Source organism: Streptomyces sp. NPDC048172, assembly GCF_043202595.1.
Classification (GTDB): Bacteria; Actinomycetota; Actinomycetes; order Streptomycetales; family Streptomycetaceae; genus Streptomyces.
The window spans coordinates 42,644-57,606 of sequence record NZ_JBIDAT010000007.1 but is presented as its reverse complement, the minus strand read 5'-3'; the positions used below and the strand labels follow the sequence as shown (position 1 = coordinate 57,606).

Genomic DNA, 14,963 nt, shown 5'->3' with positions numbered 1-14,963 from the left:
CCCCCTGCGCTCCGGCGCTCAGCGCCCGCTCGCCCGGTCCTGCCTGATCTGCTCCACGACCTGCTGCACCGACTCCTTCACGGCGTCCAGCTCGGTCAGCAGGTGCCAGTAGTCGGGGTGGCGCCCCGTGAGCGAGGCGACCGCGCGGTCCACCCGCTCGACGGCGTTGTCCAGCGGGGTCGCGTGGCGGGGGTCGGGCGTGCTGCGCCCGGCCATCGCCAGCCGCTGCGCGTCCCGGATCGCGAAGCGCGTCCGCTCGACCTCCTTCGTGTGGTCGAAGGAGACCTCGTTGAGCCGCTGGAGGCGCTCGCCCGCGGCCTTCACGCCCTCGTCCGTCCGGTTCAGCAGCGCCCGTACGGTCGACAGCAGGGCCGTCGCGTCCGCCCAGCGCTGCTCCTCACGTGCCGTACGGGCCTCGCGCAGCTTCTCCTCCGCCTGGGCCACCGAACGCTCGGCCTGCTGCGGCACCGGCTGGAGGTCCTGCCAGCACGCGGCGCTGAAGCGGCGCCGCAGCTCGCTGAGGACCGGCTCGACCTGCCCGGCGCGCGTGTGCAGCGCCTGCGCCCGCGTACGGAGCGAGGAGAGGCGCTTGTCGATCTCCGCGGCCCGCTCGGGCAGCCGGTCGGCCTCGCCCCGGATGGCCTCGGCCTCCCGCACGACCCGGTCGGCGCGCTGCACGGTCTCCTGCACGCCGTGCTGCCCCGCGCCCTCGTTCAGCCTGGTGAGGTCGGGGGAGAGGGCGGCGAGGCGGGCCGCGAGATCGTCGGCCTTCAGGCCCGTCGCCCGCACCCGGTCCAGCGCCTCGCTGGCCGCGAGCAGGCCCTGCCGGGCGCGCTCCACGGCGGGCGCGAGCCGCGCGAGCTGGTTCTCCGCCTGGGTCAGCAGCGGGCCCAGGCTCTGCCCGAACCGGTCCAGCTCCGCCTTGACCCGCTCCAGGTCCTGCCGCGTCCGGTCCAGCTCGGCGCGGGCCCGCGCGGCCGTACCGGAGTCGAGGTCGTCCCTGTCGAGGTCGTGCGCGTCGACCGCGGTGATGTAGTCGTGGCTGACCCGGTCGATACGGGTGCCGAACTCGGCGAAGTCGCTCACGGCCTTCCGCGCGCCCGGCGAGTTGTCGACCGCGCTGATCGTCTCGATGGAGATCCGCAGATCGCGCTGGGCGGTGTCGAGCTCGTAAAAGGCAGCGGCTGCGGCGTCCTTGGCGCTCTGCGCGTCGGCCCGCAGATTATCCGCACGACCGCTCCCCCAGCCCCAGCGGCGGGTCCCGCCGCCGTTCATCGCCGTCACGAACCCTCTCCCGTGTGCCGTCATGTGGATCGGTGGTCATTCTCCCACCCGGGGACAACGAACACACGAGCTAGTTAGTTCACGAGGTGATTGCGTACGGGCAGCAGCGGCAAGGTACGCTGTCAGCTCCCTTCCCGGGCGCATAGCTCAGCGGTAGAGCGCCTGCCTTACAAGCAGGATGTCACTGGTTCGATCCCAGTTGTGCCCACTGGATCCCTTACGGATGAACCTCGCGAACGGCCCCTGGACCCTCGGTCCGGGGGCCGTTCCCCTGTCGGAGTCGGGAGTCAGCGTCGGGTGAGGGGCTTGCAGCCCTGGACGGTGACGGTGCCGTCCGCCTTGGTGAGGGTGATGATGATCCGCTCGCCCTTGTTGGCACTCTTCAGCTGCGGCATCTTCGTCTCGCTCGGGGGCTCGGTGGTGACCGAGCAGAAGTCGAAGACGTCGCTGCTCGCACCGGCGCTCTGGTAGGTGCCCGCCGGGATGTCCTCACCCACGACGTAGTCCCCGTCCCCGTAGGTCTTCGGACCCTTGGGTTTGGACTTGGACTTGGACTTGGGCTTGGATTTGGGCTCGGACTCCGGTTCCGCGGCGGGCTTCTCGTCCGCGGCCTTCTGTTCGGTCCCGCCGCCCTTGGCCTCCTTCGCCCCCTCCGCGGCGGGTGCCTTGTCCTTCGCCTCGGCGTCCGATTCCCCCTGGCCGCCCACGGCGGCACCGATGACGACGAGCCCGGCGACGATGCCGAGGGCGATCCAGACGCCGCGTCTCTTCTTCTTCGGCGGCTGGGGCGGTATCTGCTGGGGGTGCGGCCGGTATCCCTGCTGCGGCGGGTACTGCTGGTACGGATGCTGCTCGTACTGAGGGTGCGGCGGGTACTGCTGCTGCGGCGGGTACTGCTGGTTCTGGTGCGGCTGGTACGGCTGGCCGTGCTGATTCATGTCAGGTGTCCCCCCTGGGATATGAGAGCGGGATGCTATCGGGGGATGAGACGGACACAAAGGGATACAGCAATATCGGGGGGATGTGCTCGGACGTGTCGGATTACGGGATCATGAATCGGCGCGGGACGCTGGGTGGGGACGAGGCAGGGGCGGGGCTCGTGGGGAAGCGTGTGGGGGAAGTCGTGGGGTACGGCGTCGGGTTGGTGGGGGCGATGGGCCTGCACCACTGGGTCACCGGGGATTCGTGGCCGGAGACGGCCACGAAAGCGGTGCTGTTCAGCGTGGGTCCCGTCCTCGCGGGCATGTGGGCGATGCGGGTGCGCGAGCGGGAGTGAGTCAGGGGCGTGTGCCGGTGACGTACGCCGCCAGGTTGGCCAGGGACGAGGCGAGGCCGGATTCGTGGGTGGGCTGGTCGATGCCCGGGGGGACGTCCTCGGCGGTGACCGTCACCTCGGTGCCGTCGGGGGCCGGGGCGAGGTGCCAGGTCATCGTCATGGTGCCCGCGTACGCGGGGTCGTCGGCCTCGAAGACCGCGCGCTGGACGACGCGTTCGGACGGGACCAGGGCGGCGAAGCCGATGTCGACGACGTCCGTCGCGTCCGAGGTCTTGCCGGGGCTGTCGGCGGGGTCGAGGTAAGTGAGGGTCATCCGGAATCCGCCGCCGGGGCGGAGGTCCCAGTGGTCGATCCGGCCGCTCATGTCGTCCGGAGGGAGCCAGCTCTCCAGGGCCTCGCGGTCCGTGAGCGCCGCGTAGACGGCGGGCGGCGGCGCCGCGATCGTTCGGCTGGCTCGGTCCGTTCTGGCCATGCTGCGGTCCTTCCTCGGTTCTCGGCTCTCGGTCGTCCCGTTCGCGGTCAGCCGCGTTCGTGGGCTTCGCGGATCTCCCGTGCCCGCTCCGCGGCGCGTGCCGCCTCGCGGGCGGCGTCACGGGCCTGGAGCCAGTCCACCACGCGGGACACCAGCATGTACGCGACCGCGATCATGGCGCAGCCTGCCGCGTGGTCCCAGGTCCACAGCTCGTCCTTCAGCGCGGCGCGTACGGTGCCGAAGGCGGCCCCCAGCACGAGCAGTGCCGTCACCTCGACGACCAGCCTCCGGCGCGAGCGTCTCGTCATGGGGCATGTCTACCGTCCGGCGCGCGCTCAGGCCGACCACTTGCGCATGCCCCCCGCCGCGAAGGCGACCGTCGGCACCGCGACCAGTACCGACCACCCCACGCGCCGCGTCTGGAAGGAGGCGCACGTGGTCTCCACGCCGTCTTCCAGCGAGCCGGTGGCCGGGCTCCATTCCGTGCTGAGGACGGAGCGGCACTCCGAGCGGGGATAGCCCGAGCTGATGTCGGGCGAGCTGGTCAGCAGCCACAGGATCACGCCGAAGCCCGCGCAGGCGAGGATCCACAGGGTTGTCCTGATCATGCCCGCGAGCCTAGGGCCCGGCCGGGCGATGACTTTTGGGGGTCCTCGTGGTCCGTAAGGAGAGCGGATGAAGGTGAGTCGAGAGAAGGAGTCCGTCGTGATCGATCTGAAGCCCGCGTGCCGTCGGATGAGCGAGGTCGTGGAGGGGGTGGGGGACGGGCAGCTGGACGGGCCCACGCCCTGTGCGGAGTACGACGTGAGCGCGCTGATCGGCCATGTCGCCCAGGTGGCACGGGGGTTCGCCGCCGTCGCGCGCAAGGAGGAGGCCGGTGACGGGCCGCTCTCCGCGCCGCCGGAGGAGGGGTGGCGCGAGGCGCTGGCCAAGGAGTTGGGGGCGCTCGGCGAGGCGTGGGACGATCCGGCGGCGTGGGAGGGCGAGTCGGGCGGCGCGGGCGTCGAACTGCCGAACGCGCTGTGGGGGCGTATCACCCTCACCGAACTCGTGGTCCACGGCTGGGACCTCGCCCGGGCCACCGGACAGCCCTTCGGCCTGCCGGAGGAGACGGTGCACGCCTGCTACGCGCACGTCGCGGAGTTCGTGCCGAACGCGCCGCTCCCCGAGCTGTGGGGGACGCCCGTCGAGGTCCCGGAGAACGCCCCGCTGCTCGACCGGCTGCTGGGGATCACCGGACGGGACGTTCAGAGGCCGAACGCCGCCGCGTAACGCACCTCGCCGCGCGGAAGCGCGCCCCGCGCGCCCCCGTCGAGCGCGAGCGCGAGGAACGCCTCGTCCGGCCACTCCTGCCCGGCGGGCGGCACGATGCCGAATCCCGCGGCGGAGGAGAAGCCGAAGCGCGGGTAGTAGTCGGGGTGCCCGAGCACGACGACCGTACGTTCGCCCGCCGCGCGTGCCGCGGCCAGCGCGCCGCGGATCGCGGCCCCGCCCGCCCCCTGCCGCTGCCAGGCGCCCAGTACGGCGCACGGGGCGAGCGCGAGCGCCGGGGTGTCCCCGACGTGGCAGCGGGTCAGCAGGGCCTGCGCGACCGGTTCGCCGTCCGGGGAGACGGTGACGTACGAGAACGGGGGCAGCCAGGCCTCGGGGTCGGCGCGCAGCGCGTCGACGAGGTCGGCCTCGTCCGCCGTGTCGAATGCGTCGAGCAGGATCCGGCGGACCGTCCCCGCCTCACCGGGATGCTCGGGACGTGCGGACCAGGTGGGAGTGCTCATGTGACTCATGTGGAGGGTGCCTCCGACGGCGACGGCGACGGCGACGGCGTGACGAACGTGGTCGTGGCCGCCTCCCCGCCGGTCCGCATCGCGGGCACAGCGGCCACGACGGGGATCGGGACCGGGACCGGGAGCGGGGGCGCGATGGGGGCCGCGGAGGGCGTCGGCTCGTTCGCCGACGTCGTCGCCGCCGCTGGTACGGACGTGGGTTCGGGCTTCTCCGGTGCCCATACGAGGGCCGTCGGCTCGGAGTCTGCCGGGGTGGCCGCCGTGGTCGCCGTCGCGTGTGCGGGTTTCCGCGGGCGGCCGTGCGGCTCGCGCCGTATGAGGTGGGCCGCCAGCGCTCCGGCGGCGAAGAGGGCGCAGACCGAGACCGCCGTGCCCAGCCAGCTCGCGCCGAGCCACTGGCTGCCGAAGTAGCCGAGGCTGACGCTGTACGCGGCCCAGGCGAGGCCCGCCAGTGCCGACCAGGGGATGAAGTCGCGGGCGCTGCGGTGCGAGGCGCCCGCCGTGAGGCTGACGACGGAGCGGCCCGCGGGCGCGAAGCGGGCGAGGACGACGAGGGCGCCGCCGCCGCGCTGGACGAGGGCGTGGCCGAGTCGTTCCTGCGCCGTGGCGAGGCGGCGGGAGCGGGCGATGGCGCGGTCGAAGCGTTCGCCGCCGCGCCAGGCCAGCCGGTACGCCGCGAGGTCGCCGACGACGGAGGCACAGGCGGCGCAGAGGACGAGCAGCAGCATCTCGGGGAGCGGCGCGTAGCCGGCCGCGTCGCGGGCGTGGCTCGGGAGGTTCGCCGCGTCGGCGGCCGTGGTGCCCGCCGCCGCGGTGGCGACGGCGACGACGAGGACGCCGCTGGGCAGCAGCGGCACGAAGACATCGAGGAGGACGGACGCGGCCACGACCGCGTAGATCCATGGGGATCCGGTCACAGACCCCAGGATTTCCGGCACCGCTGTCCCCGTTTCTCCCCTGCCCGGTCTCGTTTCACTGACGTTTACCGCCGTACAGCGTACGCCCGGGTCCCCCGCACAGGGCTGCCGGGGCCACGTGGCGCCGCTCTCACAGGTCCGCCCGTATACAAATGCACCGAATCGGACCACAGGGGTACGAACGGTCCAAGAGGCCGGAGAGGCGGGCATGATGGCGGCAGCGCGACGCGGACGAGGCACCCGGGCGGCGAGGGTGACGGCGGTCACTGTGACGATCGCGACAGCGATTGCGACGGCTGGAGCGGCGGGCGCTACCGGCGCTACGGGCGCTACGGGCACGGAGAACGGTGACTCGTACACGATGCGCACCAGCGACCGGTTCGCGGCGCCCGGCGCGCAGGGCGGCCCCCGGGCCGTCACCTACGACCGCCGGGTGCCGAAGGGCGCGGAGATCCAGGTCGGCCAGCGTGTCCGGAGCAAGGGCATGAAGATCGAGGTCGCGGTGCGCGGCGCTGCACCGCACTACACGTACGGCGTGCACGTCCACACCCGCCCCTGCGGCGCGAAGCCCGACTCCTCCGGGCCGCACTACCAGAACCGCAAGGACCCCCGGCAGCCCTCCGTCAGCGCCCGTTACGCGAATCCGCGCAACGAGGTCTGGCTCGACTTCGCCACCGACAAGCACGGCAGCGGCTCGGCGGTGGCCCGGCAGAAGTGGACGTTCCGCAAGGGCGAGGCCCGCTCGGTGGTGCTGCACGAGCACGGCACCAGCGCCCACAAGGGCAAGGCGGGGCAGGCGGGCGACCGTCTCGCCTGCTACTCCGTGCCCTTCGAGTCCGGAACGGGCGAGGGGAAGCCGGGGAAGACGGGGAAGGCGGACCACCCGGCGGGCGTGCCGGGCGACCTGCCGTCCTGAGCTCCGAGCCCTGACAAGTTCTGAGAGGGAGAGGGCCGTCACCCTCCGTGAGTGGTGCGGCGGCGGCCCTCCGGCCGGGTCAGCGAGCGGGTCAGCACCCGCGTGAGCGTCGACGGGGAGCTGCCGCCCTCCCGCGACGCCGTCTCCCTCTCCGCCGTTACGGCCTGGTCGAGGCTGTACTCGGCCCGACGGCCGCGCAGCGTGAGCGTCATGACCTGGTTGCCGAACCAGGGGCCGCCCGTGCGGCGCCACTTCACCAGGGGCGGGCCCGCGTGCCCGTGCCGGGCCAGCGCGCGGCCGAGCCACTTGCCCGTGCGGCTCCAGCCGAAGCGGAAGCCGGGGCGCAGCACGGCGGGGATGCTGTTGTGCATCGGCGAGCAGGTGAGCTGGACGACGCGGGACGTCCCGTCCTCCCCGTTCGCGGACTTCGCCTCGGGGAACTCCGGCTCCGCGGCGTACGCGTGATGCACGTCGCCCGACAGGACGCTGATCGTCGCGGGGGCCTCGGGGCCCGTCGCGACGCGCTCGATCAGTTCGGTCAGCTCGCGGAAGGAGCGGGGGAAGGCGGCCCAGTGCTCCAGGTCGGCGCGCTGGCGGAGCTTCTCGCTGAACCGGACCCAGCGGGCTCCGCGCGCGCCGCCGCACAGCGCGGTGTTCCAGACCTCGACGCCGTGCACGGCGGGCGGCAGCAGCCAGGGGAGGGAGGAGCCGATCAGCAGGTGGTCGACGGCGCCGGGGCCGCCGTCCAGGGCCTGCTCGTAGAGCCACGACATCTCGTCGTCGTCGAGCATCGCGCGCTTGTTCTCGGTCAGGACGCGGCCCGCGCGGGTGTCGACCATGAGCAGCCGGACGCGGCCGAAGTCGCGGCGGTAGCTCCAGCGGGCGGCCGAGGGGTCGAGGTCGGCGCGCTCGGCGAACTCGCGCAGCAGTTCGGTGGCCCGCGCGCCGCCGACGTCGCGCCCGCCGCCGTCGTCGCGCCCGCCGCCGTCGTCGCGCCCGCCGCCGTCATCGCCCCCGTCGCTGCCGTCGTCCTCCCGGGCCTCCCGTACGGCCGTGAAGAGCGGGTCCTCGGCCAGCTCGCCGGGGGAGAGGTTGCCCAGGTGCTGGTGGACCCAGTACGAGGTGAGGCCGCCGAGCACGCGCTCGCGCCACCAGCCCGTCGCGCGGATGTCGCGCTGCCAGGTCTCGCTGGTGTTCCAGTCGTCTATGACGTCGTGGTCGTCGAAGATCATGCAGCTCGGGACCGTGGAGAGCAGCCAGCGGACCTCGGGGTCGAGCCACGATTCGTAGTACAGCTCGGTGTACTCCTCGTAGTCCGCGACCTGGTCCCACGGCGGCTCGCTCAGATCGCGCCGCGCGGCGAGCTTCTCGCGTACCGGCTCCGAGGTCGCGTCCGCGTAGACCTGGTCGCCGAGGAGGAGCAGCAGGTCGGGGAGGGTGCCGCCCGCGATGGCCTGCTGGGCGAGGGCGTCGAGCGCGTCGGGGCCCACGGGGTCGTGACGCGCGTCGGCGGGGCGCGCGGCCCAGCGGCACGAGCCGAAGGCGACGCGCAGCGTCTCGTCGGGGGACTCGGGCGGGGGCAGGGTGCGGATGACGCTGCGCGGATGGGGGGAGCCGGGGAGCGGCCAGACCTCGTCACCGTCCAGCGTGACGCGGTAGGGCGTCGCCGTGCCCGGCTCCAGGCCGACGACCGTCACCAGCGCGTAGTGGTGCCCGGCGATCTCCCAGCTGCGGGCCGTGCCGCCCGCGGTGGTGCCGTCGCAGTGGACCTCGGCCTCGCAGGGGCCCTCGGTCTCGACCCATACGGTCGCCGTGTCCTCGTCGACGTAGCGCAGCAGTGGTCCTAGGCGCAGCCCGGCCATGTCGCTCTCTCCTCCCGCCCCGCGTGTGGGTGCGTTCCGCACACGCACGGTCGCACCGTACGGAACGAGGGAGGGAGCCGACCAGTTTCCGAACGGGCGGAGCCGTTCTCCGCGGTCCGGCGCTGTTTCGGGCGGGCGCGAAACTCGGTGACTCCGAGCTACGGCTTCCGGAGAGTGAGTGGTGCGCGACGACCGGGACAACTTCCGGGTCAGGGACTGGCACCCGAACTTCACGTCCATCCAGCTGCGGGTGTACTGGAAGGGCAAGACCTACAAGAAGCATGTCTACAGCGGTGAGACCAAGACGCTGGGCATCGGCGATGTGAAGAAGGGCCAGAAGGTCAAGTTCCGCGCGTGCGGCTACGACAACGGCGACAAGATCGGCTGTTCGGGGAAGTACACGGTCACCGAGTAGCTCCGTCGGCCGTCCGCCACGGCGTCGGGGGTGAGGCCCCGGCGCCGTGGCGGACGGGATGCGGCGGACGGCGGCGTCAGCAGGTGCCGAGCGCCTTGGTCAGCGCCGCCTTCTCCTCGGGGTCCGCCGTCATCTCGTAGGTGTGCTTGACCCAGATCCAGCTGCGCGCGTACGTGCAGTGGTAGTCGGTCTTCTCCGGCATCCACTTGGCCGGGTCCTTGTCGCCCTTCGCCTGGTTCACGTTGTCCGTGACCGCGAGGAGCTGGGCGATCTTCAGATCGTTGGCCAGGTCCTGGCGCTTGTCCTGGGTCCAGTCCGAGGCGCCGGAGCGCCACGCCTCGGCCAGCGGGACCATGTGGTCGATGTCGACGTCGCCCGGCTCCGTCCACTTCCCGCCGTCGTACGGGCTGGTCCAACTGCCCTTCGTGGGGTAGCAGTCGCTGCCCGTCTCGACGCCCTCGCCGTCGCGCTTGAGGACGGCCTCGCGCGTGTTGCAGCCGTCGCCCTGGTCGATCCAGTGCGGGAACTTGTCGCGTGAGTAGCCGTCCGAGGAGCCCTCGGCCTTCTCGGTGATCTCGCCGAGCATCGTCTTGGCCTCGGAGGCGCTCGGCGGGGCCGGGGGCTCGGCCTGCGCGGCGCCGCCCGTGGTGAAGAGGAGCAGCCCCGCGACGGGGGCCGCGAGGGCCGTGGAGAGTGCCCAGCGGCGTCGACGCGCGTAGAGTTTCTGTCCTATACGGTGCGTTCCGGGCATACGAACTCCCTAGGTGTGGGGGGACCTTGAGCAAGACAGCGTGACGTCGTGTGCACGTCACTGCAAGAGCATGCCCGCGTCGCACCGTTCCGGCACCCCTCTTTCCCCCACATGGGCCACGCGGTTCGCACTGTTGGGGTCGTGTTGACCGTCTCTTCGCGCGCCGTTGGGGCTCCGGGTACGCGCCGCCCCCGCGCCGTAGGGTGATCCGGTGCCGCTCGCCGCGAACGCGCTCCTGCCCGTCACCCCCACTCTCGGCGCCGTCCTCGCCGTACTCCTCCTCGCCGCCGCCGTGCTGGCCTCGTACGCGCACCTCACGCAGGACGACGGGCGTCCGTACGCGCGTGCGATCGTGCTCGCCGGGGTGCGGGCCGCCGTCCAACTCGCCGCCGTCTCGCTGGTGATCGGCTGGGTGACGGGGGCCGTGCCGACGCTGCTGGCCTTCGTCCTGCTGATGTTCGCCGTCGCCGTACGGACGGCCGGGCGCCGCATCACCCCGAACCGCACCTGGGCGTGGGCGGCCCTCCCCATCGCCGCCGGCGTCCTGCCCGTCGTCCTGACGCTCCTGTTCACCGGGCTCGTCCCGCTGCGCGGGGTCGCGCTCATCCCCATCGCCGGGATCCTCATCGGCGGCGCGCTCACCGGCACCGTGCTCGCGGGACGCCGCGCGCTGGAGGAGCTGACGCTGCGGCACGGCGAGGTCGAGGCCGCGATGGCGCTCGGGATGCTGGACCGGGACGCGCGGCTGGAGATCGCCCGCCCGGCCGCCGCGGGGGCGCTCGTGCCGGGGCTCGACCAGACCAGGACCGTGGGCCTCGTCACACTCCCCGGCGCCTTCGTCGGGATGCTGCTGGGCGGCGCCTCGCCCGTGCTGGCCGGTGCGGTGCAGCTGTTCGTGCTCGTCGCGCTGATGCTGGTGCAGGTGGTGGCCGTCGCGGTGGTGCTGGAGCTCATCGCGCGGGGGCGGCTGCATCGCGTAGAGTCGGTGGCGTCTGAGACTGAAGGGGAGTAGCTCTTCGCCGGACCGTCGACATACTGGCCCGCTCGTCCGCGAGGGGCCCGGCGCCCGGAGCGTGGCGATCTCGCGATCGCCGCGCCAGCGAGACCTTCGGCCGCAGTGTCCTTGGGGCGTACGCACGCGCGTACGTCCGCCCGACGCTGCCGTGCCGAAGCGTGCGCCCCCTGGTCCGCGTCGGAGCGGTGGCCCGAACCGCGGAGGTCCCTCCCCGTGATCAGCCTCACCGTCGTCGGCGTCGTCTTCGGCGTCGTCTTCCTCGCCGAGCTGCCCGACAAGACGGCCCTGGCCGGGCTGATGCTCGGCACCCGCTACCGCGCCTCGTACGTCTTCGCGGGGGTCGCCGCCGCCTTCGTCGTGCATGTGGTGCTGGCCGTCGCCGCGGGCAGCGTCCTCACCCTGCTGCCGCAGCGGCTCCTTCAGGCCATCGTCGGCGTCCTCTTCCTCGCGGGGGCCGCTGTGCTGCTGCTGAAGAAGGACGACGGGGACGAGGACGAGGCCCGTACGCCCGCCGACCAGTCCTTCTGGAAGGTCGCGGGCAGCGGCTTCATGCTGATCCTCGTCGCCGAGTTCGGTGACCTCACGCAGATCATGACGGCGAATCTCGCTGCGCGGTACGACGATCCTCTGTCGGTGGGCCTTGGGGCGGTGCTCGCCCTGTGGGCTGTTGCCGGGCTCGGCATCGTGGGGGGCCGCACCCTTATGCGGTACGTCCCGCTGAAGCTCATCACCAAGATCGCCGCGCTGCTGATGCTTGCCCTTGCGGGGTTCAGCCTCTTTGAGGCGATCAGCGCGTAGAGGGGCTGGGCAGGGGGTGCCGCCTGGGCTTCGTCGCAGGCTGCGGGTGCGTCGTGGCTTGTCGCGCAGTTCCCCGCGCCCCTGGCGGGGCGGGGCGCTCTCCGCGCGCGGAACTGGTCCTGTGCGCTCAACATGGGAACGGGAGCCGGACAGGAGGGTTCATGGCGACTCAGTCCGCCGGGACGGCCAAGCGGGGCGTCTACCTCGCCATTGGCGCGCTCCTCCTGGGGATGCTGCTCGCCGCGCTCGACCAGACGATCGTCGCGACCGCGCTGCCGACGATCGTCAGCGATCTGGGCGGGCTGGACCATCTCTCCTGGGTCGTCACGGCGTATCTGCTGGCCGTGACGGCCGCGACGCCCCTGTGGGGCAAGCTCGGCGACCAGTACGGGCGGAAGAAGCTGTTCCAGACCGCCATCGTGATCTTCCTCGTGGGGTCGGCCCTCTGCGGCGTCGCCCAGAACATGCCCCAGCTCATCGGCTTCCGGGCCGTCCAGGGGCTGGGCGGCGGCGGGTTGATCACGCTCTCGATGGCGATCGTGGGCGACCTCGTGCCGCCCCGTGAGAGGGGGCGGTACCAGGGGCTGTTCGGGGCGGTGTTCGGGACGACCAGTGTGCTGGGGCCGCTGCTGGGCGGTTTCTTCACCGAGCACCTCGACTGGCGCTGGGTCTTCTACATCAACCTGCCGATCGGAGCCGTCGCCCTCCTCGTCATCGCCGCCGTGCTGCACATCCCCGTCGGTACGACACGGCACGTCATCGACTATCTCGGCACGCTGCTGATCGCCGCCTGCGCGACCTGCGTCGTCCTGGTGACCTCGCTCGGCGGGACGACCTGGGAGTGGAGTTCGCCCGAGGTGTACGGGCTCGGCGTGCTCGCCGTCGTCCTGCTGGCGGCCTTCGTACGGACCGAGCGCCGCGCGGCGGAGCCCGTGCTTCCGCTGTCGCTGTTCCGTGTCCACACCTTCAGCCTCTGCGCGGCGATCAGCTTCGTCGTCGGCTTCGCGATGTTCGGCGCGATGACGTACCTGCCGACGTTCCTCCAGGTCGTGCACGGCGTCTCGCCGACCATGTCCGGCGTGCACATGCTGCCGATGGTGCTGGGGGTGATCGTCGGCTCGACGCTCTCGGGGCAGCTCATCAGCCACACCGGGCACTGGAAGGTCTTCCCGGTGCTGGGGACCGCGCTGACGACGGCCGGGCTGCTCCTGCTGCACCGGATGGATCCGGGCAGCTCGGTGGCCGGGATGAGCGCGTACTTCGCGGTGTTCGGGCTCGGCCTCGGCCTGGTGCTCCAGGTGCTGGTGCTCGCCGCGCAGAACTCCGTGGACTACGCCGACCTGGGCGTCGCGACCTCCGGCGTCACCTTCTTCCGCTCGATCGGCGCCTCCGTCGGTGTCGCCGTCTTCGGCGCGGTCTTCGCCTCCCGGCTCGGCGGCAAGCTCACCGACGCGCTGCGCGGCCAGGAGTTGCCGCGCGGCGTGACCCCGGACGCGCTCCGGCACGACCCGCACGCGATCGGCGGGCTGCCCCCGGCGGCCCGCGAGGGCGTGCTGGGCGCCTACTCCTCGGCCATCACCGACGTGTTCCTCTACGCCGCCCCGCTCGCCTGCCTCGCGTTCCTGCTGACGTGGCTGCTGCGCGAGTCGCCGCTGCGGCGCAGCGTCCAGGTCCCGGACGGGAGCGAGACGCTGGGCCCCGGGCCCGTGCACCGCACCTCGGCCGAGGAGGTCGCGCGGGCGCTCTCCCGGCTGGGCACGCGCGAGGGACGCCGCGAGCTGTACGCCCGTACCGCCGCGCGCGCGGACGTCGATCTGCGGCCCGCCGCCTGCTGGATGCTGCTGCGCCTGCGCCGCCACGGCCCGTTCGAGCCCGCGCTGCTGGGCGACCGGCACCAGGTGCCCCGGCACGTCGTCGCCGCGGGCGCGCGGCAGTTGGAGGAGCGCGGTCTGGCCGTACGGGAGGGGCTGCGGCTCTCGGCGACGGCGGAGGGCGAGGAGACGGCCGACGCGCTCGCGCGCGCACGTGAGGAATCCCTCACCGAACTGCTCGGCGACTGGTGGACGCCGGACCGTCCGGGCGATCTGACGGAGCTCGTCCGCGAGTTGAACGCCGAGCTGAGCGGCGGGGAGAGCGAGTGCCCGCGCGACGGCGAGGAGGAGGCCGGGCCTCCGCGCGCCGCGTGAAACGTGAGGAAGATCCGGATCCGACGCGCTTGACCCCCACCACCCCGGACCGCGTAAGGTCCCGCACTGGACAGATTCAGGTGATTCGGGCGAGGCGGGCGTGACGCGCGCGGCCCGGTCCCGAGCCCTGGGGAGGGGTCCGCATGACCGCGCACGACGGCGAGAACGACGATCCGCTGCACATACGCCCGTATGTGAGCCTGCCGGAGGACGGCGGCACCGCCGCCTCGGAGGGTGCGCCGGGTGCCGCCGCCGAGACCACGGCGATGCCGGACCTGTCGCCGTTCGCGCGCCAGGGCACGGCCGAGACGGCCGAACTCCCCACCGTCGCCCCGGAGTCCCGCGGGTCCGCAGCGTCCGCCGAGGCGGGTCTCAGGGCGCTGCGCAGCGCCCGTACGGCCGCGGAGACGGACGCGGAGACGGAGTTGAACGCGACCGCGGGTGCGGGTGCGGGCGCGAGTACGGGCGCAGGGCGCGCGGCGCGCTCGCACCGGCGCGCGAAGGGCCGGAGCGGGCGCCGTCGGCCCGCCACCGGCGTGCTGGCCGCCGCCGGGGTCGCCGCGGCGCTCGGCGCCGGGCTGCTCACCACGCAGGCGCTGACCGGAGACCGGGGCGGCGAGGACAGCAGCAGCACCGAGGACCGGGCGCTCGGCGAGCGGCCCACCGGCGCTCCGACGCACGGGCTGGCCTCGGACTCGGCGTCCCCGTCGCCGAGCGAGTCGAGCGCGAAGCCCTCGAAGTCGCCGACCTCCCTGCCCTCGCGCACCAGCGCCTCGGGCACCCCGCGCGCCGACCGGAACGACGACGCGCACACCGAGCGCGAGGCCAAGCCCTCGCCGTCCGCGTCCTCCCGGAAGAGCACCGAGGAGGCCTCGTCGCCGTCCGAGGACCGCCCCGAGCGGCGCGAGGAGCGCCGCCCGCAGCGCCCGGAGCGGCCCGGCGGCGCCACGCTGAACGTGGGCGACTCGGGGCAGGGCGTCGCGGACCTCCAGCGCCGCCTCAAGCAGGTCGGGTACCTGTCGCAGGACGCGGAGGAGGACGGCGTCTACAACAGCACCGTCCAGGAGGGCGTCTACCGCTACCAGGTCACGTACGGCATCGACGAGGACGAGCCGGGTGCCTACGGTCCGTACACGCGTCGCTCCCTGGAGTCCCGCACCTGAGCCCCTGCCCGGGGCCGGAGCGGGGTCGGAGCGGGGGGCGTGCTGGCGGGCGCGGAACGCGCTTTGTATCGTGGAAGAACAAAATGGTTCCGCCCGTGCCCCTCACCTGACGGAAGGGGCGTCC

General features: G+C 72.9%; 17 protein-coding genes and 1 tRNA gene. 9 read left to right on the top strand and 9 right to left on the bottom strand.

Going from position 1 to position 14,963, the window contains the following annotated elements:
• Positions 1-18 precede the first annotated feature (18 nt).
• The gene (locus tag ACGF3A_RS29715) at positions 19-1,275 is read right to left on the bottom strand and encodes a hypothetical protein (RefSeq protein WP_393733839.1); all 1,257 of its coding nucleotides are present in this window, start codon (positions 1,273-1,275) and stop codon (positions 19-21) included.
• 145 nt (positions 1,276-1,420) lie between these two features.
• On the opposite strand from ACGF3A_RS29715, the gene ACGF3A_RS29710 reads away from it, so the two are divergent.
• A tRNA-Val gene (locus ACGF3A_RS29710) sits at positions 1,421-1,492 on the top strand.
• Positions 1,493-1,571: 79 nt separating this feature from the next.
• Here the strand turns inward: ACGF3A_RS29710 and ACGF3A_RS29705 are convergent.
• Complete coding sequence (locus ACGF3A_RS29705) at positions 1,572-2,222, bottom strand: hypothetical protein (RefSeq protein WP_393733460.1); 651 nt, start codon at positions 2,220-2,222, stop codon at positions 1,572-1,574.
• A 173-nt stretch (positions 2,223-2,395) separates the two neighbouring features.
• On the opposite strand from ACGF3A_RS29705, the gene ACGF3A_RS29700 reads away from it, so the two are divergent.
• Positions 2,396-2,560, top strand: coding sequence for a hypothetical protein (locus ACGF3A_RS29700; RefSeq protein ID WP_393733459.1), 165 nt, complete (start codon positions 2,396-2,398; stop codon positions 2,558-2,560).
• A gap of 1 nt (position 2,561) precedes the next feature.
• Here the strand turns inward: ACGF3A_RS29700 and ACGF3A_RS29695 are convergent, their stop codons facing one another.
• The 3 genes from ACGF3A_RS29695 to ACGF3A_RS29685 are packed head-to-tail and all read right to left on the bottom strand — an operon-like array spanning position 2,562 to position 3,640.
• Positions 2,562-3,032, bottom strand: coding sequence for an SRPBCC domain-containing protein (locus tag ACGF3A_RS29695; protein WP_393733458.1), 471 nt, complete (start codon positions 3,030-3,032; stop codon positions 2,562-2,564).
• 47 nt (positions 3,033-3,079) lie between these two features.
• The gene (locus ACGF3A_RS29690; RefSeq protein WP_393733457.1) at positions 3,080-3,340 is read right to left on the bottom strand and encodes a hypothetical protein; all 261 of its coding nucleotides are present in this window, start codon (positions 3,338-3,340) and stop codon (positions 3,080-3,082) included.
• 27 nt (positions 3,341-3,367) lie between these two features.
• Positions 3,368-3,640, bottom strand: a complete 273-nt coding sequence (locus ACGF3A_RS29685) for a hypothetical protein (protein WP_393733456.1) — start codon at positions 3,638-3,640, stop codon at positions 3,368-3,370.
• Positions 3,641-3,707: 67 nt separating this feature from the next.
• Between ACGF3A_RS29685 and ACGF3A_RS29680 the strand changes: the two genes are divergently transcribed.
• A complete protein-coding gene (locus tag ACGF3A_RS29680) occupies positions 3,708-4,304 on the top strand; it encodes a TIGR03086 family metal-binding protein (protein WP_393733455.1) in 597 nt (198 codons plus the stop codon).
• On the opposite strand, the gene ACGF3A_RS29675 is transcribed toward ACGF3A_RS29680, so the two are convergent.
• Together ACGF3A_RS29675 and ACGF3A_RS29670 are read right to left on the bottom strand one after the other, a co-directional pair.
• The gene (locus ACGF3A_RS29675) at positions 4,280-4,816 is read right to left on the bottom strand and encodes a GNAT family N-acetyltransferase (protein WP_393733454.1); all 537 of its coding nucleotides are present in this window, start codon (positions 4,814-4,816) and stop codon (positions 4,280-4,282) included. The genes ACGF3A_RS29680 and ACGF3A_RS29675 overlap by 25 nt on opposite strands.
• A complete protein-coding gene (locus tag ACGF3A_RS29670; RefSeq protein ID WP_393733453.1) occupies positions 4,813-5,733 on the bottom strand; it encodes a DedA family protein in 921 nt (306 codons plus the stop codon). The genes ACGF3A_RS29675 and ACGF3A_RS29670 overlap by 4 nt, the downstream gene beginning before the upstream one ends.
• A gap of 361 nt (positions 5,734-6,094) precedes the next feature.
• Between ACGF3A_RS29670 and ACGF3A_RS29665 the strand changes: the two genes are divergently transcribed.
• Positions 6,095-6,649 (top strand): superoxide dismutase family protein, encoded by a 555-nt coding sequence (locus tag ACGF3A_RS29665; RefSeq protein ID WP_393733452.1) that lies wholly within the window; start codon positions 6,095-6,097, stop codon positions 6,647-6,649.
• A 38-nt stretch (positions 6,650-6,687) separates the two neighbouring features.
• On the opposite strand, the gene ACGF3A_RS29660 is transcribed toward ACGF3A_RS29665, so the two are convergent.
• Positions 6,688-8,511: an alkaline phosphatase D family protein gene (locus ACGF3A_RS29660; protein WP_393733451.1), complete on the bottom strand. Its 1,824-nt coding sequence runs from the start codon at positions 8,509-8,511 to the stop codon at positions 6,688-6,690.
• Between the two features lie 181 nt (positions 8,512-8,692).
• Between ACGF3A_RS29660 and ACGF3A_RS29655 the strand changes: the two genes are divergently transcribed.
• Complete coding sequence (locus tag ACGF3A_RS29655) at positions 8,693-8,926, top strand: hypothetical protein (protein ID WP_393733450.1); 234 nt, start codon at positions 8,693-8,695, stop codon at positions 8,924-8,926.
• Between the two features lie 76 nt (positions 8,927-9,002).
• Here ACGF3A_RS29655 and ACGF3A_RS29650 read toward each other — a convergent pair whose 3' ends face one another.
• The gene (locus ACGF3A_RS29650) at positions 9,003-9,677 is read right to left on the bottom strand and encodes an HNH endonuclease family protein (protein ID WP_393733449.1); all 675 of its coding nucleotides are present in this window, start codon (positions 9,675-9,677) and stop codon (positions 9,003-9,005) included.
• 211 nt (positions 9,678-9,888) lie between these two features.
• Between ACGF3A_RS29650 and ACGF3A_RS29645 the strand changes: the two genes are divergently transcribed.
• From ACGF3A_RS29645 to ACGF3A_RS29630, 4 genes are all read left to right on the top strand, one after another.
• Positions 9,889-10,689, top strand: coding sequence for an ABC transporter permease (locus ACGF3A_RS29645; RefSeq protein ID WP_393733448.1), 801 nt, complete (start codon positions 9,889-9,891; stop codon positions 10,687-10,689).
• A gap of 216 nt (positions 10,690-10,905) precedes the next feature.
• On the top strand, positions 10,906-11,490 hold the full coding sequence (locus ACGF3A_RS29640; RefSeq protein WP_393733447.1) for a TMEM165/GDT1 family protein: 585 nt from the start codon (positions 10,906-10,908) through the stop codon (positions 11,488-11,490).
• A 161-nt stretch (positions 11,491-11,651) separates the two neighbouring features.
• Positions 11,652-13,676, top strand: coding sequence for an MFS transporter (locus ACGF3A_RS29635; RefSeq protein WP_393733446.1), 2,025 nt, complete (start codon positions 11,652-11,654; stop codon positions 13,674-13,676).
• A 143-nt stretch (positions 13,677-13,819) separates the two neighbouring features.
• The gene (locus tag ACGF3A_RS29630) at positions 13,820-14,839 is read left to right on the top strand and encodes a peptidoglycan-binding protein (RefSeq protein ID WP_393733445.1); all 1,020 of its coding nucleotides are present in this window, start codon (positions 13,820-13,822) and stop codon (positions 14,837-14,839) included.
• The last annotated feature ends 124 nt before the right edge of the window (positions 14,840-14,963 follow it).

What these genes read in the sequence shown, in the direction of transcription:
- ACGF3A_RS29680 (WP_393733455.1), top strand. Translation starts at nt 3,708, where the DNA reads ATGAAGGTGAGTCGAGAGAAGGAGTCCGTCGTGATCGATCTGAAGCCC.
- ACGF3A_RS29690 (WP_393733457.1), bottom strand. Translation starts at nt 3,340, where the DNA reads ATGACGAGACGCTCGCGCCGGAGGCTGGTCGTCGAGGTGACGGCACTG.
- ACGF3A_RS29660 (WP_393733451.1), bottom strand. Translation starts at nt 8,511, where the DNA reads ATGGCCGGGCTGCGCCTAGGACCACTGCTGCGCTACGTCGACGAGGAC.
- ACGF3A_RS29665 (WP_393733452.1), top strand. Translation starts at nt 6,095, where the DNA reads ATGCGCACCAGCGACCGGTTCGCGGCGCCCGGCGCGCAGGGCGGCCCC.
- ACGF3A_RS29635 (WP_393733446.1), top strand. Translation starts at nt 11,652, where the DNA reads ATGGCGACTCAGTCCGCCGGGACGGCCAAGCGGGGCGTCTACCTCGCC.
- ACGF3A_RS29650 (WP_393733449.1), bottom strand. Translation starts at nt 9,677, where the DNA reads ATGCCCGGAACGCACCGTATAGGACAGAAACTCTACGCGCGTCGACGC.
- ACGF3A_RS29695 (WP_393733458.1), bottom strand. Translation starts at nt 3,032, where the DNA reads ATGGCCAGAACGGACCGAGCCAGCCGAACGATCGCGGCGCCGCCGCCC.
- ACGF3A_RS29715 (WP_393733839.1), bottom strand. Translation starts at nt 1,275, where the DNA reads ATGAACGGCGGCGGGACCCGCCGCTGGGGCTGGGGGAGCGGTCGTGCG.
- ACGF3A_RS29630 (WP_393733445.1), top strand. Translation starts at nt 13,820, where the DNA reads ATGACCGCGCACGACGGCGAGAACGACGATCCGCTGCACATACGCCCG.
- ACGF3A_RS29675 (WP_393733454.1), bottom strand. Translation starts at nt 4,816, where the DNA reads ATGAGTCACATGAGCACTCCCACCTGGTCCGCACGTCCCGAGCATCCC.
- ACGF3A_RS29705 (WP_393733460.1), bottom strand. Translation starts at nt 2,222, where the DNA reads ATGAATCAGCACGGCCAGCCGTACCAGCCGCACCAGAACCAGCAGTAC.
- ACGF3A_RS29685 (WP_393733456.1), bottom strand. Translation starts at nt 3,640, where the DNA reads ATGATCAGGACAACCCTGTGGATCCTCGCCTGCGCGGGCTTCGGCGTG.